This is a genomic window from Novosphingobium sp. SG751A (assembly GCF_013149295.1).
Taxonomy (GTDB): domain Bacteria; phylum Pseudomonadota; class Alphaproteobacteria; order Sphingomonadales; family Sphingomonadaceae; genus Novosphingobium.
Window position 1 is genome coordinate 39,634 of sequence record NZ_JABGCB010000023.1, and the last position, 21,625, is coordinate 61,258.

Sequence of the window (21,625 nt, forward strand, 5' to 3'; positions counted from 1 at the left end):
TCACGTGCCTGCGCGATGCGCGGCCGGTTGGTGAAAAGGGGATTAGCGTAAGGGACCAAACCGAACCCAAATGGCGGAGCGGAGCGCGAAATTTTACGGAAAACCGTTGGAAAAGCGCGATTATATCCGGCGCGGCAGAGTCAATATCGCCCGCAATCCGCCCATCGCCCCCGCAGGCTCCAGCCCCAGATGCCCGCCATAGAGCTGCGCCAGTTCGCCTACGATGCCCAGACCCAGCCCATAGCCCTGCCCGCTCTCATCCAGCCGCGTCCCCAGCGTCAGGGCCTGCGCGATGGCATCGGGCGGGATGCCCGGCCCGTCATCCTCGACCATCACCGCCACCATCGCGCCCTGCGCCTGCGCGCTAAGCCGCACATGGGCGCGGGCAAAGCGGCAGGCATTGTCGAGCAGATTGCCCAGCATCTCGTCCAGATCCTCCGGGTCCACCGCCAGCATTTGCGCCGCGCTTTCCTCCACGGCAATCGCCTTGCCCTCATGCAGATGGTGCAGCGCATCACCCAGCACGCCCGCCACCGCGCCCAGATCGGCGCCGGCGCGATCACCGGTTGAGCGGGCCGCCGCCCTTGCGCGGTTCAAGTGATGGTCGATCCGCCGCGCCATTTCGGCCACCAGCGCGCGGCTCTCCGCGCTCGCCCCCTCGCGCGCCAGTTTCAGCGTCAGCGTGGCCAAAGGCGTTTTCAGCCCATGGGCCAGATTGCCGACATGGTGGCGCGCATGTTCCAGCCCCGCCTCGTTCTGATCCAGCAAGGCGTTCAATTCCGCCGCAAAGGGCGCCAGTTCGCGCGGCTGCCCCCCCGGCAGGCGGCGCAGGCGCCCCTCGCGCACCAGCCCCACCGCATCGCGCAGGCGGAACACCGGCTGAAGGCTGTAGAACAATTGCAGATAGGCCACCACCAGCAGCGCCACGCTCATCAGCGCCAGCGCCACCTGGGTCGGGGTGATCGCGGCGTCCATCGCCTCGACCACCAATTGCCGGGGCGCGAAAACGGTGATGCGATAGAGGTGATTGTGCAGCACCACATCCTTGCGCCGCACATGCATCTCCACCCCGGCGCGCGAACGGCCGATGCCGGTGTGGATCGCCGCGCCATCACCAGATTTCCAAGTCACCCCCGCCGGATCAAGCGCCGCACCATAGGCCTGAAGCGCCCCGTCCGATTCCACCCGCCACCCCCATTGCAAGGGCGCGTTCTGGAAATGCGGCAGCAGGCGCAGATTGGCGTTTTCGACCCGCCCATCGGGCCGGATCGCATTTTGCAGCAGGTCGATCTGCGTATCGATGCGCACGTCCAGATTCTGCGTCACCGTGTTCGACAGGATCGCCCGGTTGACCAGCAGCGTCAGCGCGATCACCGCCACGATCATCACGCCCGCGGCAATGATGAAACGCGCACGCAGCGGCAGGCTGGATTTCACTGATCGGCGCCCACCAGCCGATAGCCCAGCCCGCGCACGGTTTCGATCATCTCATTGCCGATCTTGCGCCGGATGCGCCCGATGATGACCTCAAGCGACTGGAAATTCACCTCGGCATCGAATTCATAGACATGCTCGGCCAATTCCATGCGCGGCACCACCAGATTTTTGCGCAGGATCAGCGAGGAAAGCACCCGCGCCTCAAAGGCGGTCAGGCGGCATTGCTCGCCGTGAAAGGTGAAGGCCCCGCTGTGCGTGTCATAGACCAGCGCGCCGCAGCGGATGCGCGAGGAGGCATGGCCCTGCGACCGGCGGATCAGCGCGCGCAGCCGCGTCACCACTTCCTCGGGCAGGAAAGGCTTGGTCAGATAATCATCGGCCCCGGCCTGAAACCCGGCCGCCTTGTCCGACCATGTCGAGCGCGCGGTCAGCACCAGCACCGGCACCGCGCAGGCGTCCGCGCGCCACTTTTCCAATACGCTCAGCCCGTCCTCGCCCGGCAGGCCAAGGTCGAGCACCACCGCATCATAATGCTCGGTGCTGCCCAGATGGCCGATGTCCACGCCATTATCGGCCACATCGACCACGAAATTATCGGCGCGCAGCACATGGGCCAGTTCATGCGCCAATTGCCCGTCATCCTCGCCCACCAGCACGCGCATGGGTTTCTCCCTGCTTATGATCCCGCCACGGGTCTTAGGGGAAATTCACGCGCGCGCCCTATTCAAAAACTGTCCAGCCCCGATGGAAAGAGGTTCAGGCCGGATTGGGCAGGCGCTCCACCCGGTTGACCACAAAGGCATAGGAGGCCGCGCCAAGGCAGGCCATCGCCCCGATAAAGATCAGGCCGATGAAGAACGATCCCGTCCGCCCCACCGTCATGCCGATGATGATCGGCGTGACGATCCCGGCCAGATTGGTGCAAAGGTTGAACAATCCCCCCGTGAGACCCGCCAATCGCGTGGGTGCGATTTCCGACACCAGCGTCCAGCCCAGATTGGACATGCCCTGACCGAAGAAGGCGATGCTCATCACCGCGATGACGGCGGCATCGCTTTCCAGCCAGATCGCCAGAATGATGAGGGTGGAGAGCATGAGACCGGTAATCACCGGAGCCTTGCGTGCCGCCGCCAGCGAGACGCCGGAACGCAGCAGCCGGTCCGAAGCCTGCCCCCCCGCCAGCACGCCCAGCGAGGCCGCCATAAACGGCACCATCGCGTAAACACCCGCTTTCAGCCAATCCATATGCCGCTCGCTGGCCAGATAGGTGGGAAACCAGGTGAGGAAAAAGACCAGCGTGGAATTGGTGGCGAATTGGCCGATCGAGGCGCCGATGATGCTGCGCTGACGCAGGAGATAGGCGACATCGCTCCAGCGGAAGGGGCGCGGGGCCTCGGCCTGCGTCACGCCGCCATCGGCGCGGATGAGGGCGAGTTCGGCCTCGTTGACCCCCGCGTGGTCCGCCGGATCGCGATAGAGCCGGTGCCACACCAGACCATAACCGATCCCGATCCCGCCCACGATCCAGAACAAGGCGCGCCAGCCCCAATGGCCGGCCATCCAGAACAGCACCGGGCTGCAAAAGGCGATGCCGAAATACATGCCCACCGAATAGATCGAATTGGCCCGCGCCCGCTCTGCGCGCGGAAACCATGCGATCAACACGCGGCTGTTGGCGGGAAAGCACGGTGCTTCGGCCGCGCCCAACCCCAGCCGTACCGCGATCAGCGCCCATCCGCCGCGCACCATGCCCTGCATCACCGTGCAGGCCGACCAGACAGAGAGCGAGAGCGCATAGGTCAGCCGCGTACCAAAGCGATCAAGGAAAATGCCCCCCGGCACCTGCGCCAGCGCATAGCTCCACGAAAAGGCGGCAAAAACCAGCCCCATCATTTCCGGCCCAAGGCCCAGCTCGCGGCTCATCGCGGGGGCGGCCACGCCCATCAGCGTGCGGTCGAGATAATTGAGCGCGGTGGCCAGCGCGACCAGCGCCAGCATGGCATGGCGCTTGCGGGTGGGTTTCGTCACCTGCGCCTTCATTGCGCGTCCCGCTTTTCCAGCGTGTAGGCCACGTCATAGGCCTGCGCCAAAGGCTCGGCAAAACCGGCCTGCTCGACGGCAGCGACCATCGCGCCCTGCGCCGCGCTCGCCTCGGCCAATCCCATGCATTCGGCCACGATCACCAGATCGAAGAGCGGCTCGCTCATCGGCGGGCGCAATTCGGTTTCGGAGGTGCGGATTTCGGAATAATCGGGCCGGGCGGCGGCCAGATGCACCGAGGTCACCTGCGGCATGGCCTCGATCACGGCCAGCGCGGGGGCCAGCGCGCGATGCCCCTCGCCCTCTTCCATCCCGGCGGGCAGGCGCAGGCGCAGCGAAACCAGCGCGCCGCCCACCCCGCGCCCGCCGGTTTCAAGCACTTCGCACGCCATGCGCAGGAAATTGCGGAAATGGGGCGCGATGGACTGGGTCCACGGCGTCGGGAAATTCAGGCTATGGGCATAATCCTCGGCCACGAAACCGGCCAGATCGGCGCCTTCATACAGGGTGAAATAGGTCTGGCGCTCCAGCCCCCGGTTCACCCCCCGGCGCGACCGGCGAAACCCGGCGTGGTCCAACCGCTCGGGCATATGCTGGTGCGTGTGCCACTGGTGGTAATCATCATCGCCCTGCGCCGCGATGTCATGCCACATGATGATGAATGCGCGACCTTTAAGCGCCATAGTCTCCCCCGTTATGCTTGCCTTGTTGTTTTCCGCTCTATCAGCAAGGCGGCTCCTCGACGCTGTTTGGGGGCGAACAAATGCTTGGCTGTCAGTGCAAAGGCTGTTCGAGGCCGAGACGCCATTGGCCGGGCGTCTGGCCGACATGGGCCTTGAAACGGCGGGAAAAATGGCTGGGGTCGCAAAAGCCCGAACGCCACCCGATTTCCGACACTGACAATTCGGCAAAGCGCGGGTCCTTCAGCAAGGCGCAGGCGTGTTGCAGGCGCACGGCGAAGAGTTCCTGCACATAGGTCGTGCCCTCCTGCGCCAGAATCTTGTGCAGATATCGCGGCGAGATCGCCACCTCGGCCGCAACACAGGCGGCGTCGAGTTCATGTTCAAAAAAGCGGTTCTGGATCGCGGTGCGGATGCGGCGATAAAGCTGGCGCGTGTGGTTCGACAGGCGGCTTTCATTGGCCCCCAGCATCAGCGCCAGCGCCCCGCCGATCTGTTGCGTGCAGAGCCTGCGCCATGCCTCATCGCCGCGTTCATCGCGGATCGCCTCGGTCAAGGTCGCCTCCAGCACGCCGTGCCACGGATCGCCCGCCCGCACCGGCCGCGCCACCGCCGCCTCTGGCGAGGGCAGCCAGCAGCGCACCCATTCGATCGGTAGGCGCGCGACGATATGCTCGGACCCATGCTCGGCCGTCACGCTGTAGGGCTGGCGATTGTCGAGCAGCACCATGTCGCCCGGCCCCAGATCGACCCGGCGGCCATAATGATCGACCTGCCACGCACCGCTGCGTATCCAGTTGAGGTTGAGATGGGGCTGGCGTTCACGCGCCGCCGCCCCTTGCGAACGCACCACGCTATGGGCGCTGCCGATGGAAATTGTGCTGAGTTTGAGCGGGCCAAGATCATGCTGCTGCATGCTGGCGGCCACGCCCTCGTCCTTGCTGGTAAAGTCCAGCTCAAAGATCGCCTCACAGATCGCCTCGCGCCAGTAAACCAGATGGTTCACTTCGGCATGGGTGTCGGTGGACCATGAACGCATGGCATTTCTCCCGCAATTTTCCGGCATTTTTGCCTCTATCCTCTACGACCGAGCCTAACGCAGGCCGGATCTTCTGACAATATATGTTCACATTGGTACACAAAATGACCCCGACAGACATGCTGCCGGGGCCAAGGGTGGATTATTGCCGGACTCAGAACTTGTGGCTGATTTCAAAGGTCCAGATCCGGCCCCAGACATTGTGATTGTTGGTGTCGACCGCATTGGTGCCCGACAGCACGATGGGCGGGGCCTTGTCGGTCAGGTTCTGCACCCCCAGCGCCAATCGCGTGCCGCTCAGCCAGCGATGACCTTCGCCAAATTCATAGCCCAGATTGCCGTCAAAGGTGGTCCATGCCGGGATCGGCGTATCGGGCAATTTCACGCCCGCCACGGTGATCGTGGCATTGTTGAGATAGGCCCCGACATAGGTGGCTGCGACATTGGCGTTAAACCCGTCCTTGCGCCAGGACACCGATGCCCGCCCGCGCGAGGACACCTGAAAACCAAACGTATCGAGCGCGTTGAACAGCGCCCCCGTCGGCGTCAGGCTCTTTTGGAGGTTCAGGATCTTGGTAAAGCTGCCGTCAAAGGCAAACACGCCCGCCTTGGTCTCCAGACGATAGTTGAGCGTAAAGTCCAGCCCGCTCTGCTTCACATTGCCAAGGTTCTGTGTGCCGCCATTGACGATGCCGGTCAGTGTGCAGTCATTGATCGTGCTGGGGGTGAACACCGCGTTCTTGTCGTTCAGGAAGGGCAGATAGGCCGGATTATAGGTCGCATAATTGCCGTTGACGCAGGTGCTGGGCTGGGGCGCGACGATGAAGTAATCCTTGAACAATTCACGGTTGGCCGGGCTGGAGAGCACCAGCGCATTGGTGGCCGTCTGGTTGGGCAGGCTTTCGATGCGGTTCTTGTAATTGACGTTGTAATAGGTGACGCCGAATTTCAGATTGGGCGTGAAGGAAGGCGTCAGATCCAGCCCCAATGACCAGACCGTCGCCGATTCAGGCCGCAGGCCCGCCGTATTGCCCGTACGGTTCAAGACCGCGCTCTGGCCCGTGCTGGACAGCGTTACGGGCACGGCGGGATCATTGGCACCATTGGCGATATAGACGCGGTTGGTCTGGCCCACCGTGGCCGGATTGCTCTCGATCAGCGTGGGCGCGCGGAAGGATGTGCCCCAACTGCCGCGCAGCTTGACGCCGCCGGTCGGCTGCCATGTCAGGCCGAATTTGGGATTGGCCGTGGTGCCGAAATCGGAATATTTGTCCCAACGCACCGCCGCGCTCAGATCCAGCCGGTCAAAGCCGGGGATGCGGTTGGCCGAACCGAACACCGGAATGAACGCCTCGCCATAGGCCGAGGAAACATGGCGCCCGCTCTTGGTGCTGCGCGAAACCTGCCACGCGTTTTGCAGGTTGAGCTTGTTTTGCGCCAAGAGCCAGAACCAATATTCGGTATATTCCCCGCCCACGGCCACCTTGACCGAGCCGGCGGGCAGATCGAACAGCGCACCGCTGATCTTGGTGCCGAAATCGGCGGTGCGGAACTTGGCCTCTTGCAGGAAGCCGCCGATCAGCATGTCGGCCCCGCTTTGCTGGCCCGCCTGATAGGGGTTGAAGCTGGAATAATAGCTGGGATTGTTGGCGATGACGGCGGCGATGGTGGTGTTGGCCTGCGGCTGACACACGTTGCACCCGGACGAGAAGCCATAGGAGGCATAGGTCGTCCAGTCGAAGCTCTTGAACACGCGGGTCTTATATTCCAGCGTGGAGTTGAACGTCTCTTCCTTGTTGCGCTGGGTAAGGTCATAATTGGCGTAATTGAGGCCAAGATTATAGACCAGCGTCTCATTGCCCGTGGTCAGGCCGGGAATGTACCAGGGGCTGCTGGGGGTCAGGTTGATCGAGATGTTGGGCAGGGCTTCCTGCGCGCGCGCCGAATTTTCGCGGCGGTTGTAATTGACCGTGCCGCTCAATTCCCCGGCCCCGATGGTCTGATGGGCCTTGAGCAGCACGCTGATCTGTTTGCGGCTGGAAAAGTAATCATACATGTCGGCCGGATCGGCCAGTGTGGGATTGCCTTTCAGCGCCGTGACCTGCGCGGCGGTGGGCACCGCGCCATTGGTGGCGGGCAGGCCATAGACCGTGCTGCCGATAATCAGCGCGCCCGGCGTGCCGGGGAAAACCGTGGTGCCGATCAGATTGTTGTTATTGCCGCCAAAGCTGCGCAGATCATTGCGCAGGTAATCGCGCGCGGCGCGCTTCACCGGGTCGCGGTCGGTATAGCTGAAGCCCAGCATAAAGCCACCCTCGCTCCAGCGGTGGCCCAGCACGCCTTCAAATGCGCGCTGGTCATAGAGCGTGTGATTATAGCGGCCCGTGATCTCCAGCCCTTCATAATCCTTGCGCAGCACATAATTGACCACGCCCGCCACCGCGTCCGACCCGTAAATGGCCGAGGCGCCGTCGGTGACGACTTCCACCCGCTCGATCGCGGCAAAGGGGATGACCGAAGGATCGGGGATCTGCGAAATCACCCCCTGCGGCGCCCAGCGATGGCCATCGAACAGCAGAAGCGTGGCATTGTTGCCAAGGCCGCGCAGGTTGACGCCCTGTTGCCGCCCGCCGGTCGAATTCTGGCTGGTGCCAAGGCTGGAACCTTGCGGCAATTGGGCAATCAATTGCGCGGTGTCGCGCACCCCGCCGGCCACAAGGCTCGCGCGGTCCATCGTCACCGTGGCGGACCCCACCGGGGCCACGCCCTTGATCGCGGTGCCGGTCACGATGATTTCGGCATCCTGCTTGACCGAGGATTCAGCGCCGCCCCTGCCGCTGATATCCTGAGCGTGAGCCGCGCCGGCGGTTGCCAGAGCGATGCATGAAACGCCAAAGGCCACGCGGCCTAATTGCCCGATCTTCATCCTGTCCCCCTTGTTGATGTCCGGTTGCTTTGCCGGATTATGATCCCGGCATACGCCCGCCCGTCCGCCCCGCCCCTAGCTGCGAAGGCCCCAATCTCTGGACTGAGACTGCACAGGCAAGGACCGGGCAGCGGACAGCAAAACGCCCGGCTTTGGGGAGCCGGGCGCGGGTGAGAGGAGGAGATTATTTGCCTTTGGGTTTAATCGCTGGCGGCGCAGGCGGGTCCACTTTCGCATCCACCAGCCCCAGCGCCCAGCGGATGCCCTGATGCGCCATCTCGCGGAATTTGGGGTCGTCCCAAACCTGTTCCTGATGGCCGATGGTCAGATTATAGACGCGGCCCTTGCCATAGGACTTGGCCCAGACCAGCGGGAAATCATCGTCGCTCCGCGTCTTGCGCTGCTGCGGCGTCATCTTGGCCGGGTCCAGCCGCAGGATCACATGCGCGTCCTTGCTGGTGAAGGGCATTCGCATCACCGGGAACTGATCGGTATAGGCAAAGCTCTTGGGAAAAACGCCCGCGCCGGGGAAGGCGGGGTCCTCATTGATGATCTGCATCGTATCGACGCGAAACTCGCTTTCCATGAAGGCGCCGATCATCTGGGTGAATTCGGGCCATTCGTAATAAGCGACCGTGGCGGCATGGCCTGCGATAAAGCCCTTGCCGTCCTGCTTCACGAAAGACAGCAGATCGGCCTTCTGCTGATCGCTCAGCGCTCCTGCCCCGCTGCCCAGATAGAACACCGCGTCGAATTGATCGAGATTGCGGGCGTTGACGAATTTGCCCGCATAGCGCGTGCCTTGCCCGACAATCGGGGATTTGGTGATGAGCTGGCTGTCGGTGCGGATCACGGTGGCCCATTCGCCATGCTCGCGCCCCATCTGCTCGATCACGCCCATCGCGTGGTTGATCGAATCGTGATGCCACCCGGTCTGAACGTCCGCGATGATCAGCAGCTTCTTCATCCCCGGCCAAGGATCGTTGACCGTCGAGGAGGGCGGCATCATCGGCGGCGGGGCAGGCGCGGGCATCGGCGTTTGGGCCAGCGCCACGGCGGGAAGCAAACCCGCCAGCAACAACATCTTACGCATCATCGATTCTTCCCTTCTTGGCCCCCTTACGGCAACCGATACGCCACCAGCGTGTCGGACATTTCCGGCCCGCCCACCGCTGTGCCGCCTCCCGCGGCCACCACGACATATTGCTTTCCATCCGCGCCCATATAGGTGATCGGCGTCGAATGGGCCGAGGCCTCCAGCACAGTCTGCCACAGCAGCTTGCCGGTTTTGGCGTCGAAGGCGCGGAAACGGTGGTCATTGGTGGCGCCGATAAAGACCACCCCGCCCGCCGTGACGATATTGCCGCCAATGTTGGGCGCGCCCGTGTTCAGCCCCGCCTTGCCCAGCGCCTCGGTGATGCCCAAAGGCACGCGCCATGCGATGCTGCGTTTGGCCACATCAACCGCCACCAATTCACCCCAAGGCGTTGCGCCGCAGGTCAGGTTCACGCCATTGGCCGTATAGGTGAAACCCTGAGGCGGGCGCGGGCCGGTGGGGCGTGGCGGGGGAGGGCCGGCGGGCACATTGCGGTTCATCATCGCCACACCGGCCCCGGCCGCAACCTTGGGGCGATAAACGGGACGGTTCTGCACATTGACGAAATAATAGCCCAGCGGCGCCGAATAGCTGCCCCCGCCCCAATTCGGCCCGCCCACCGGGCTGGGATAGGTCAGCGTGGCATGCGCGCTGCTCTGGCGCGGGGCATAGAGGTCGCCCACCACGATGCCGTTCTTGTCCCAGAAATCGGTGCAGGCGGCCTTCATGCCGGGGAGCAGGTCGGGGATCTCCTCACGCTTCATCGTGATCCGCGCAATCGGGCCGGGCGCATCGGGGAAAGGCTGGGTCGGCCAGACTTCATCGGTCGGCTCATCCGCGCGGGGCGTAGGTTTTTCGGTAAAGCCGTTGAGCGGCTCGCCCGTCACCCGGTCGAACATGTAGAACAGCCCATGCTTGCCCGTCAGCATCACGGCGGGCACCTTCTTGCCCCCCTGCATCACATCGGCCAGCAGCGGCGGCGTGGGCGAATCCCAGTCCCAGATGTCGTGATGGGTCAATTGGTGATGCCACAGCAGCTTGCCCGTGGCCGCGTCCAGCGCCAGCAGCGTGTCGGAATAAAGCTGAGGCCCCTTCGCGCCCGAATTGGCATCGCCTGTGGGCGCGTAAAGAATGCCGCGCTCCTCGTCGATCGCCATGGTGGACCATACATTGGCCCCCGATGTGTCGCGCCATTCATCCCCAACCCAAGTCTCGTGATTGGCCTCGCCCGGTTCGGGGATGACATGGAACGCCCAGACCTGACGCCCGGTGCGCGCGTCAAAGGCGCGGATGTCGCCGCGCGGCTGGGGCGGGCCGCCCTCGCCCGGACGCGCGCCGGTGATGATGAGGTCGCGCCAGATCGTGACGGGATTGGGAATGGTGAAGGTGGACCGGCGCGATTCGCCCACGATTTCCGAGGCGACACCAATATAGGCGTCGATCACCCCGCTCCGGCCAAAGCCCTTCGCGCTCTGACCGGTGGTGACGTCCACCGCCATCAGATAGCCCTCATCGGTGCCGAAGATCAGGCGCGGGGCGGTCTTGGCGTCGCCGGGCCAATAGGCGATGCCGCGCCCGTGGATGCCCTTGGGGCTTTCATATTTCCAGATCACCTCGCCGGTTTCGGGGCGGATGGCGGTGATGCTGGCCTTGAGGTCGGGCTTCAAGGGCGTGGCGGGCGTCGAAATATACATCACCCCGCCGATCAGCAGCGGCGTCACCTCGAACCGCGAATCCAGCCCCTGATCGCCCGCCTTGCTGGGGCCGGTGCCATAGCGGAAGGTCCATGCCGGTTGCAGCTTGCCCACATTCTTCGTGTTGATCTGGGCAAGAGCCGAGAAATTGCCATTGTCCCCGCCGCCGCCATAGGCAGGCCATTGGTTGGCCCCGGTGGGCCGGGGATAAAGCACTTTGGCCTCGCCAGTCGCCACGGGCATAGGGGCGCCCATGCCGCCCTCCTTGGCCTGATAATGGGCCAGCAGATAGGAGCGCACCGCCGTCTCGTCCGCAGGGGTGATGATCAGCCCCTGCTTCTTCATCTTGGCCAGCGTTTCGTCCCAATCAGCAGCCGATTTCGGCTTGGCGGTCACGGTGCCGATGGCGTGGCATTTGCTGCAATTGGCGGCAAATTCGGCGCGGCCCGGCCCCTGCGGCAGGCGCGCGATCCAGTCCTCGCCCGTTTGAGCAAGAGCATTGGCCGCGGTAATGGCCAACACGCTGACCATCGCGCCAAACAGGCTCCGTTTCATTCTCTTCTCCCGCATCACGCTTCTTTTGCGTCTATGGGGATTAGAGGGCAAAGCGCCAGCGGTCGCTGGCTGGCGCTGCACCAGATCCTTGCCTGCGGAGGAATTAGAGGGCCTAGGGCGGAGTTGCCCTCCTAGCCCATGGCGCGGAAGCGATAATCCGTAAACCGCACCGCCCCCTTGCCGCTGGCATAGAGCGCCGGGCGCAGCGATGAAAGATCATCAACCGTATTGGCCTGATAGCCCGACACTTCGCTGCGGACGCCGTGGCGGGTCCAGTTCTTGCCATCCACGCTGTAATAGAACGTGACGATCTGGCGATCATTGACGATTTTGAGATGCAGCTTGCTCACCTTGGGCGCCGGTTCCTGCCAATAGCTGGCGCGCCCGCCGCGCCACGAGATCATACTTTGCCCATCAATGCCCATGCCCAGAAACAGCCGGTCATCATAGAACAGCAGCAGGCCGCCCTGCGCGCCGGGTGCCACATCCACGATCACGCTGATCTCATAGGCATGGTCGCCCACCGTCTGGGTCAGCGGCGAGCAATCGGCCGGGCCGGTGCCCTTGGCCTCCAGCGTCAACACGCCCTGCCCTGAACTATTGGCGCCCACTTTCGCCCGGCGCTGCTCCCCCGGCGCGGCGCCGTAAAAGCTCCAGCGCGTGCCAAAGGCAGGCCGCGTGAAATCATCGCTGCGGGTAAAACCGCCATGCGCGCCCGCCCGGCCCGTCGGCATCGGCATGGCCAGCGACAGATCGCCTCCCAACGCGCGCGGCCAGCCATCGGCGTCCCATGCCAAAGGCTCCAGCAAGGTCTGACGGCCCAGCGAGCGGTAGTCCTTCTCATAGCCGTGATAGACCATGTACCATGCGCCTTTTGGCCCCTCTATCATCGTGGCATGACCGCGCGACCACCATGCCTCCTTGTCGCTATGCGTGCGGACAATGGGGTTATGCGGGCAATTGACCCAAGGCCCCTTGGCCGATTTCGAGCGGGCGATGATGACCATATGGCTGGTGGCCGGGCCCGCCGTGCCGCCCACCGCCGAGACCAGATAGAACCATTCGCCCCGCCGAAACAATTTCGGCCCCTCCAGCGAATAGCCCTCGGTCACCCATTCATCGGGGTAATGCCAGCCATCATAGGCCGGCTCGACCGGGCCGATGGTGGACAGGCCATCGTCAGCCAGCGCCACCCGGTTCACCCCCGAAAGGTAAAGGTAACGCTTGCCATCCTCGCCCACCACATGGCCCGGATCGATCAGGCCATAGATTTTCAGATCAACCGGATCGCTCCACGGCCCGGCCATGCTGTCGGCATGAATGACATAGATATTGGCGAAACTGTGCAGATCCTTGGCCCACGGGGCCTTCATGAAGGGGATGTAGATATAGTAGCGGCCATTATGCTTGGCGATGTCCACGGCAAAGACCGTGCCCAGCGGCTTTTCCAGCGCGGGACCGACCGGGCGCCAGTTCACCAGATCGCGCGAATGCCAGATGATGAGGCCGGGGGCCGCGTCAAAGCTGGAATGGGTCATGTAATAATCCTCGCCGTCCTTGAGGATCGCGGGATCGGCATAATCGCCCGGCATGATCGGATTGCGATACCAGCCATTGCCCAGATCGGCGCGGCGTTCGCCCTCGGGGCCGGTGGCGCGGGTGGCGGGGCGCAGTTTGGTCATCGACGGGGCGGCCAGCACGGGAACGGCGGGCAGCGCGGCCCCCATGGCGACCCCAAGCGGGCCGGCGGCAAGGCTTTCCAATGCAGAACGTCGCGTAACCATGTCATCCCCTCGGTCTATTTTAGAACCATAGTTCTATTAAACTATGGTAGCGGTAGCAAGGGGAAAAGGAAATCGCCCTATCCGCGCCGGTTGGCAATCGCCCTCTCGCGCAGCCGGGCCTGAGCATCGGGGCGAACCGCAACCCCCGGCTCCTCCAGATCGGCCAGAATCGGGCAATCGGGCCGATCATCCCCCGCGCAGCACCCGATCAGGGTCTGAAGCGTGCTGCGCATTTCCTCCATCGCGGCGATGCGCACGCTCAATTCCTCGACATGGGCCGCCGCGATGCGTTTGACGTCCGCGCTGTGGCGCGAACGGTCCCGCCACAGGCCCAGCAATTCGTGGATCTCCGCCACGGCAAAGCCCATGTCGCGCGCGCGGCGGATAAAGCGCAGGTTGTGGACATCGGCGGGCGAGTAATCGCGGTATCCCGATGTGCGCCGCTCGGCCTTGGGGATCAGTCCGGTCGCCTCATAGTAACGGATCATCTTGGCCGAAACGCCCGATGCCTTTGCCGCCTCGCCAATATTCATCGTGCGCCTCCCTTCGCGCGAAATTGCCGCAAGCGCAGCGAATTGCCCAGCACAAAGACCGAGGACATCGCCATCGCGCCCGCCGCAAACACCGGCGAGAGCAGCACGGGATAAAGCACGCCTGCCGCCACCGGGATCAGCGCGACATTATAGGCAAAGGCCCAGAACAGGTTCTGCCCGATCACCCCCATCGTCGCGCGGGACAGCGCGATGCCATCGCCCACCGCGCCCAGATGGCCCGACATCAGCACAACATCGGCCGCCTCGATGGCGATATCGGTGCCCGTGCCCACCGCCACGCCCACATCGGCCTGCGCCAGCGCGGGCGCATCGTTGATCCCGTCGCCCACATAGGCAAGGCGGCCATATTGCCCCTGCAACCGGCGCACCGCCTCCACTTTGCCCTCGGGCATGACCTGCGCCACCACCTCCTCAATGCCCAGACGAGCAGCGATGGCATCGGCGGTGGCCTGATGGTCGCCGGTAATCATCGCCACTTTCAACCCCAGCGCATGAAAACCCGCAATCGCCTCGGGCGTCCCCGGCTTGACCGGATCGGACACCGCGATCACCGCCGCCAGCGTGCCGTCGATGGCGGCGTAGAGCGGGGTCTTGCCCTCCGCGCCCAGCCGCGCCGCCGTTTCGGCAAAGGGCGCGGTGTTCAGCCCCAGACTTTCCATATAGCGATCCGCGCCAACGGCCACATCATGACCATCGACCACCCCGCGCGCGCCCATACCAGGGATGGCGGTAAAATCGCCCGCCGCGCCCGAGTTCAGCCCTTCGTCCTGCGCCGCAGCAACAATCGCGCGGGCGATGGGGTGTTCGGAACGTTCCTCAACCGCCGCAATGGCGCCAAGCACCGCGCCCCTCTCGAACCCTTCAGCCAGATGCAGATCGGTCAGCACCGGATGCCCCAGCGTCAGCGTGCCGGTCTTGTCCAGCGCGATCACCTTGGCCTCGCGCAGCATTTGCAGCGCCTCGCCCCGGCGAAACAGGACGCCCATTTCCGCCGCGCGCCCGGTGCCGACCATGATCGCCGTGGGCGTGGCCAACCCCATCGCGCAGGGGCAGGCGATGATCAGCACCGCCACCGCATTGACCAGCGCCAGACCCAGAGCATGGGACGGCCCAAACGCCAGCCAGCCCGCAAAGGTCAGCGCGGCCGCCGCCATCACCGCCGGAACGAACCACAGGGTGATCCGGTCCACCACCGCCTGAATTGGCAGTTTGGACCCCTGCGCCGCCTCGACCATGGCGATGATCTGGGCAAGCACCGTATCGCCCCCCACCGCCGTCGCGCGAAAAGCCAGCGCGCCCTGCTGGTTGACCGTGCCGCCCACAAGCAAGCTGCCGATGGTCTTGGCGACAGGGATCGGTTCGCCGGTGATCATTGCCTCGTCAACGAAACTCTCGCCCTCGATCACCTCGCCATCGACGGGGATGCGCTCACCAGGGCGGATCTCGATGATGTCGCCCGCGATGACATCATCGATGGCGACTTCTCCGCCGCCGCGCACCCGCACGGTTCGGGGCTGAAGCCGCACCAGCCTTTGGATGGCCTCGGACGTACGCCCCTTGGCCCGCGCCTCCAGCATCCGGCCCAGCAGGATCAGCGCAACAATGACCGAGGCGGCCTCGTAATAGACATTGACCGTGCCCGGCGGCAGCAGCGCGGGCGCGAAAGTGGCCACCAGCGAAAAGGCATAAGCCGCCAGCGTGCCCACCGCGACCAGCGAATGCATATCAGGCGCCATCCGCAGCAGCGCCGGAATGCCATGGCGATAGAAACGCCGCCCCGGAAAAACCAGTACCAGCGTGGTCAGCGCGCATTGGAGATACCAATTGTTCTGCATACCGATGGTGCGGTGGATCAGATCATGCACGCCCGGGATCAGATGCGACCCCATTTCCAGCACGAACACCGGCAGGGCCAGCACCAGAGCCAGCAGGAAATCGCGTTTTAATTCCTGCGCCTCGGCCTCGCGGCGGTCCTGCGCCTCGTCGCGCGCGGCCGCGCCGCGATATTCGCGCGCCTGATAGCCCGCCCCGGCCACCGCCGCGATCAGATCCTCGACCGGGGCGCTGGCGCGCACATGCGCCCGCCCGTTGGCCAGATTGACCGCCGCCGCCGCAACCCCCGGCACCGCCAGCAGCGCTCGCTCGACCCGGCCCACGCAGGAGGCGCAGCTCATGCCCTCAATGGCCAGTTCCAGCGAGACGGAGGGAATGTGATAGCCCGCCTCCTCGACCGCACGGGCGATGAGGCCATGGCCCACTCCGGCATCGGCCACAATATCAGCCCCCGCCGTCGCCAGATTGACGCTGACCGAACGCACCCCGGCAACCTTGCCCAGCGCCCTTTCCACCCGCCCCACGCAGGAGGCGCAATTCATGCCCTCAATGGCAATATGGCGCCGTGTGGTATCGGCAGCGGGTTGGCTCGAAGGCTGGTTCATGACGGATAGCTCACGCTGAAAAACAGGTTCTGGCGTGAAGATGGGGCTTGCCATCATGGGAAGGTCAAGGGGGAATGGCGCAGATTTTCCCTCATTTGGCTCATCCCGGCTCCGGCCTCTCAGACATGGAAGTTCCGGAATAACCTGGATGGTTCGCGTACCAAAGTAACCCCATTTGTCTAACAAAAGACACAGGGTTTACGCGCTGTAACGATTGTATTTTCAGAAATGCGATTGAAAGCAGCGGGCTATTGTGCGGTAGCATAAGTTACCTTATGGGTGTTTCATATGCGTTGAATGTGCTCAAAAAGAAGGGTGCGAGCTGCAATGTCGTTGGGCGATTTCGATGCTGCAAACGAATTTTTTTTCAGAATCAGTTTCGACGGAAGGTGAAGCAGTGTCGGATTCTTATGTATCTTTCCGCATTGCACTGGACGTGACCCGACTTGTCGCACATCGCTGGAGTGGCCTTCCTGCCACAGGTATCGACAGGGTTTGTTACGCTTATCTTCTTCGCTATCGCCATGAAGCCCGAGCAGTAGTTCAATTTATGGGTGTGCGTCGCATTTTCTCTGCGCGGCATTCACAAGAATTATTTAATTTATTGCTTAATCCTGGAAAGGATTATCGCCGGAAAGCACTCTGGCTCGCGCTCCGAGCGATCCCGCCTGGCGCGCGGCGAACCAAGTGCAACGGAGCGTTTTACCTCAACCTCGCCCATACGGATCTGGATCGCGCAGACCTTGCGGATTGGGTTCGCGATTGCGAGCTGAACCCGATTTACATGATCCATGATCTTATCCCTATAAGCCACGCTGAATATTGCACCCCTTATGCCAGCAAGCGGCACGCCCGCCGACTCAAGAATGCCTTGGGTCATGCAATGGGCATCATCGCCAATTCAGACAGCACCGCACACGAAATTCAAACCTATGCGAAGGAAGGCGGGCATCGACTGCCGTCGGTAATGGGCAACTGGCTAGCGGGCGCGAAACTGATCAAGGGTGCCTCCAATATATCTCGGCCCGAAAACTACTTTGTGTTTGTCAGTACTATGGAGGGGCGTAAAAACCACTTCATGCTGCTCCAGATATGGCGGCAACTGGTCGAGCGCATGGGGGCTGCTGCGCCGCATCTCAAGATCATTGGCCAAAAGGGCGCGCAATCCTGGCATGTGCAGAACATGCTCGAGCAGTGCGACGTCATCAGGTCGCGCGTGGCTGTTGTGCCGCGCTGCCCGGATGTTGAATTGGGAGATTGGGTAGCCGGTGCCCGCGCACTGCTGTTTCCGTCTTTCGCAGAAGGCTTCGGCTTGCCTCTTGTAGAAGCCCTTGAACTGGGCACGCCGGTTATTGCCAGCGACATCCCCACCTTTCGCGAAATTGGACAGGGAATCCCGACTTTGATCGACCCGCTCGACGCTCGCGGCTGGGCGAACATGGTCACGGATTTCATGAAGGATTGCCCGGAACGCCGGCGCCAGCTCAAGGCCATGCACAGCTTTCGTGCGCCGACTTGGGAAGAGCATCTTGTCAAGATTGACACGTGGCTGGAAGCGCTGCGACCGACTGTGGCTATGCCTCGCAAATACATCGGCAATTCCATCGCCATCAGTGATACCATTGCTTCGGCGTCGCGTTCTGGCGCCGCGTAACAGTGCATTACCCGCTGTCGTATTAGAGAAAATTTTTTAGGTTCGGCTCATGTCTCAATTCTGCAATAAATATGCTGGTAAATCCGGGGAGGCTGAAACGGACTCATCTGTGCTACTTCATGATTTTTTTGCAGAATTTCTCGACAAAGAAAAATTCGAGAATTTTAGAAAAATTGAGACGCTTGTTGCCTCTTTAGGGAATCTGGGACAGACGCAATCCGGCCAGCCCATGATGCGTCCACGTGATTGCACGGTAATCACTCAAGGGCTGGAAGAAATATTTGAGGCCACCAAATCGCAGTTTCGCACCGGCGAGGCACGCATCATTGACCGCTTTGAACGGATCATTGGCGAATTCACCGAACATTGCGCCAAGGTATACCCTTCCGAGGCTTCGGCCGCGCTCGTCCTGCACGGAAAAGTATTGCTGTTTCAAGGTGAAAGTCAGCGCGTGCTCGATGTGGTCGGCAAGTGGGTGGCCCGCCCCTATGCGCTCGATTCGATCGATCATATTCTCGATCTAGCCGAACTTTATGCCCAGGCCCAATTACGACTTGGTACATTTGATAGCTGCGAGATTTCCTTCATCGCGCTCGGTCAATGGCTTGCGGCCAATTCGCGCTCCCTCAAAGCCATGAGGCTGGGCCCGCGGCTGGCGCCCTATGTCGGGCTGGGCCGCGATGCCCGAGAGCCTCTTACGCTGCGTGCGCGTCTTATCCGTCTGGCTTCTCGGCGATTGCTTAAAAACGCGCGAATCCAGGGTGCAATCCCAAGAATGGTAAGTTCGTTTTTATCGTGGCAGATGTGGCGCCTCATCCTGGGGTTGTGTTATGCTGCCAATGCATCACGCAATACTTTGCGTTCGCCCTACTCCCTGAAAATGAATAAGCGCGGGACAACACTTGTTACGCGCGCCATGGGCGGCATTGGTGATCTGCTCATGATGACACCAGGTCTGGAGGCGTTGGCCGCCAAACAGAAAGCGCCAGTCGACTTTGCGATCCCGCGAAAGTTTCACGCGGTCTTTAAGGGCAATCCCCATATCCGCCTGCTCGATATCAACGGCCCCGCCATCGACATCGCCAGCTATCGCCATTTCGTGAACCTGGGCAATTGTCCCGCCAGTCGCTATGAAAGTGGGGCACGGCCCTTCATCCGGCGCGGTCGCGTTGAAGTGTTTGCGAAAGCAATGGGCATCTCGCGTCACATGCTCCAGCGGCAAGGGTGGCGGATCAATCGCCTTGAACAAGCCGACGATGCCGCGTTTTGCTCCGAGTTCCTTGCAGAGAAAGCTATCGGCGATAGGCCTGTGGTGGGCGTGGCCCCCTATTCGCGCGACAGCTACAAAGATTACCCCAAAATCCATCAAGTCATCAGCCAACTGGCGGAAAAATTCGACGTGCTGATCTTTCATCACGTCGACGCCGGGCTGCCCTCAGGGCCCGGAATTGCCTCCACAGCCGGCCTGTCGCTCGAACGCTCGCTCGCGCTTGCCGGACGGGTAAACGCCATGGTGACGGTAGACAGTGCCTTTCTGCATGCCGCCGCTGCCCATGATTACCCGGTTATCGGCCTTTTCGGGCCGACCGATGGGAAGCCGCTGACAAGGCACCATCGTCAACCGGTGGTTCTGGCAAAGCCCGATCAGTTTGCCTGCGTGCCCTGCTGGCGCAATGAAGATTCGCCTTGCGCATTGACCGAATTGCGGGCCGCCGCCGAAGATGGTGCCTCATGGCGCAGCCTTAGCAAGGCGACTCTTGTTTCGGCCAACTCTATCAGTCCCTGCATGTCGGCGCTCGATCCGGACGAGATTGTCGAAGCGGTGGCGATGGCGATCGGTAAGTAAGGCGGATGAGCGCTCAAATGCATCCTGATGAATGGCTGCACGTGAACCATGTGCCGCATGCCGGCCAGCCGGCGCTGTTCCTTGATCGTGATGGAACCCTGATTGAAAACGTGCCTTACTTGGCCGATCCAGAGCAGATCCGAATCATCGAAGGGACGGAGGAAGCCTTGCGCCAGTTCCGCCTGGCCGGATTTGCAATCATCATCGTGACCAACCAGTCCGGTATTGCCCGTGGCCTTTGCACCCCTGAACAATATCGCGGGGTCGAAAATCGCCTGCAGCAGCTTCTGGGGACTTCCGCCGCCGATCTGGTCTATGCCAGCCCCTATCATCCCCAAGCGACCGGTCCATTCGGTATCCCGCACAGCTCTCGCAAACCGGAACCTGGGATGTTTCTTGATGCCCGGCATCGTTTCGCGGTAGATCTTGCCCGCTCGGTGATGGTTGGGGACAGTCTAAGCGATATGCGGGCCGCCGCCGCCGCCGGTATCGGTCGGCTTGTTCATGTCGGGACCGGTCATGGCATGACAGAGCGCGCAGCCGTCTGCGCCTTCGCTTCTGACAATGCGCTCGCGATCGAATTGATGCCTACGCTCGCACAGATCCAACCTATGGTGAAAACAGATCCATGCTGATCACGACGCACCGCCTGCAAGACCTGCAATCCAACCAGAAAATTTCGCACTGGCTGGCCAGCCTCGATTACGGGGCAATGCTGGACTTCAATAACTCGGCTATTCCCTTCATTGAGCGCTTTGACTGGCAGGGCCGCAATATGGAACCCGGCTTTCGCCGGGTGAGGGTTATGGCCCGCCAGACCTATGTGCTGTGCCAGGCGGCGCTATTGGGCAATGAAACCGCCGCCAGCCTCGCGCCTGCAGCCGCCACTGCGTTTATTCGACACGCGATGGCACCTGACGGCCAGTTTCTCTGCCGCCTCTCGCCTGATGGCCAGGCTCTGGATGCCACACCCGACCTCTACGACATCGCCTTCGGGCTGTTCGCGCTGTCGTGGTGGTACCGCCTTTCGGGCGACAGCCAATGTCTTGTCATCGCGGAGCGGTCCATTGCACGGCTCAACGCCGTGATGCGCAGTCCATCAGGCAAAGGCTTCGTCTCGCGGCTTGGCGAGCCCACCGGCCACACTCAGAACCCGCATATGCATCTGTTCGAGGCGGCCATCATGCTTGCCGATTTTAGCGGGCGCGATACCTTTATGGAGCTTGCCGACAGCCTGTTTGCGCTGGCCAGTGAACGCCTGTTCGATCCCACAACCTCAACTCTGGCCGAAGTGTTCGACGATGATTGGAAAGCAATTGGCACCACATCGGACGGGAACGCGATCAGAATCGAACCTGGTCATCAATATGAATGGGTTTGGCTGCTGAACCGCTACGCCGCACTGCGATCAGGCACATCAGCGCTCGAAATGGCAGACCAGCTTTTTGCCTTTGCACAAAGCCATGGCCACGACGCCGCGACGGGACTGATTGTCGATGCTGTTCGGCCCGATGGCAGTTTGATGTTTCCCGGCCTGCGGCTTTGGCCCAACACCGAATATCTGAAAGCGCAAGTGGCTATGTGCGAGAGGCGGGGAAGTGTGCCCGATGCGGCCATTGACCAAAATGTTGAGCGGATTTTCGACCGCTACCTCACCCCGCCTGCATCTGGGCCCGCCTCAGATCTGCGGCAGGGATGGTGGATTGACTATCTCGATGCCGACGGCATCACGCCAAAGTGCGATCACGTCCCCGCCTCGAGCCTCTATCACATTGTTTTCGCTTTTTCTGAGTTTCTCCGGTTTACTGGCGCGCATGATGCCAAGCAGTCAGCCAACCAAGCCAGCCCTCTCACACACGGCAAGATCGTGGGGAGTTAAGAC

Annotated in this window: 15 protein-coding genes; 4 read left to right on the top strand and 11 right to left on the bottom strand. The window is 62.3% G+C overall.

All coding sequences use genetic code 11. The features are described from left to right. Nucleotides 1-120 precede the first annotated feature (120 nt). From FHW96_RS26820 to FHW96_RS22560, 11 genes are all read right to left on the bottom strand, one after another. The gene (locus tag FHW96_RS26820; RefSeq protein ID WP_172342814.1) at nt 121-1,437 is read right to left on the bottom strand and encodes a HAMP domain-containing sensor histidine kinase; all 1,317 of its coding nucleotides are present in this window, start codon (nt 1,435-1,437) and stop codon (nt 121-123) included. Continuing rightward, the gene (locus tag FHW96_RS22515; RefSeq protein WP_172342815.1) at nt 1,434-2,099 is read right to left on the bottom strand and encodes a response regulator transcription factor; all 666 of its coding nucleotides are present in this window, start codon (nt 2,097-2,099) and stop codon (nt 1,434-1,436) included. Before FHW96_RS22515 ends, FHW96_RS26820 begins: the two co-directional genes overlap by 4 nt. Before the next feature lie 94 nt (nt 2,100-2,193). Beyond that, on the bottom strand, nt 2,194-3,465 hold the full coding sequence (locus FHW96_RS22520; protein WP_216651014.1) for an MFS transporter: 1,272 nt from the start codon (nt 3,463-3,465) through the stop codon (nt 2,194-2,196). Between the two features lie 8 nt (nt 3,466-3,473). After that, the gene (locus FHW96_RS22525; protein ID WP_172342817.1) at nt 3,474-4,160 is read right to left on the bottom strand and encodes a hypothetical protein; all 687 of its coding nucleotides are present in this window, start codon (nt 4,158-4,160) and stop codon (nt 3,474-3,476) included. Nucleotides 4,161-4,251: 91 nt separating this feature from the next. Next, complete coding sequence (locus FHW96_RS22530) at nt 4,252-5,196, bottom strand: helix-turn-helix domain-containing protein (RefSeq protein WP_172342818.1); 945 nt, start codon at nt 5,194-5,196, stop codon at nt 4,252-4,254. 154 nt (nt 5,197-5,350) lie between these two features. After that, complete coding sequence (locus FHW96_RS22535; RefSeq protein WP_172342819.1) at nt 5,351-8,122, bottom strand: TonB-dependent receptor domain-containing protein; 2,772 nt, start codon at nt 8,120-8,122, stop codon at nt 5,351-5,353. 184 nt (nt 8,123-8,306) lie between these two features. Next, complete coding sequence (locus tag FHW96_RS22540; protein ID WP_172342820.1) at nt 8,307-9,218, bottom strand: ThuA domain-containing protein; 912 nt, start codon at nt 9,216-9,218, stop codon at nt 8,307-8,309. Nucleotides 9,219-9,241: 23 nt separating this feature from the next. Further along, a complete protein-coding gene (locus FHW96_RS22545; protein ID WP_172342821.1) occupies nt 9,242-11,467 on the bottom strand; it encodes a PQQ-binding-like beta-propeller repeat protein in 2,226 nt (741 codons plus the stop codon). A 131-nt stretch (nt 11,468-11,598) separates the two neighbouring features. Continuing rightward, a complete protein-coding gene (locus FHW96_RS22550) occupies nt 11,599-13,251 on the bottom strand; it encodes a family 43 glycosylhydrolase (protein ID WP_172342822.1) in 1,653 nt (550 codons plus the stop codon). Nucleotides 13,252-13,328: 77 nt separating this feature from the next. After that, a complete protein-coding gene (gene cueR, locus FHW96_RS22555; RefSeq protein WP_172342823.1) occupies nt 13,329-13,784 on the bottom strand; it encodes a Cu(I)-responsive transcriptional regulator in 456 nt (151 codons plus the stop codon). Continuing rightward, the gene (locus FHW96_RS22560) at nt 13,781-16,243 is read right to left on the bottom strand and encodes a heavy metal translocating P-type ATPase (protein WP_172342824.1); all 2,463 of its coding nucleotides are present in this window, start codon (nt 16,241-16,243) and stop codon (nt 13,781-13,783) included. The genes cueR and FHW96_RS22560 overlap by 4 nt, the downstream gene beginning before the upstream one ends. A gap of 346 nt (nt 16,244-16,589) precedes the next feature. On the opposite strand from FHW96_RS22560, the gene FHW96_RS22565 reads away from it, so the two are divergent. The 4 genes from FHW96_RS22565 to FHW96_RS22580 are packed head-to-tail and all read left to right on the top strand — an operon-like array spanning nt 16,590 to nt 21,622. Then, nucleotides 16,590-17,897: a glycosyltransferase family 1 protein gene (locus FHW96_RS22565; protein ID WP_172342825.1), complete on the top strand. Its 1,308-nt coding sequence runs from the start codon at nt 16,590-16,592 to the stop codon at nt 17,895-17,897. 49 nt (nt 17,898-17,946) lie between these two features. Beyond that, on the top strand, nt 17,947-19,743 hold the full coding sequence (locus FHW96_RS22570; RefSeq protein ID WP_172342826.1) for a glycosyltransferase family 9 protein: 1,797 nt from the start codon (nt 17,947-17,949) through the stop codon (nt 19,741-19,743). A gap of 5 nt (nt 19,744-19,748) precedes the next feature. Next, nucleotides 19,749-20,378: an HAD-IIIA family hydrolase gene (locus FHW96_RS22575; protein ID WP_172342827.1), complete on the top strand. Its 630-nt coding sequence runs from the start codon at nt 19,749-19,751 to the stop codon at nt 20,376-20,378. Continuing rightward, nucleotides 20,372-21,622 (top strand): AGE family epimerase/isomerase, encoded by a 1,251-nt coding sequence (locus FHW96_RS22580; RefSeq protein ID WP_172342828.1) that lies wholly within the window; start codon nt 20,372-20,374, stop codon nt 21,620-21,622. Before FHW96_RS22575 ends, FHW96_RS22580 begins: the two co-directional genes overlap by 7 nt. Nucleotides 21,623-21,625 lie beyond the last annotated feature (3 nt).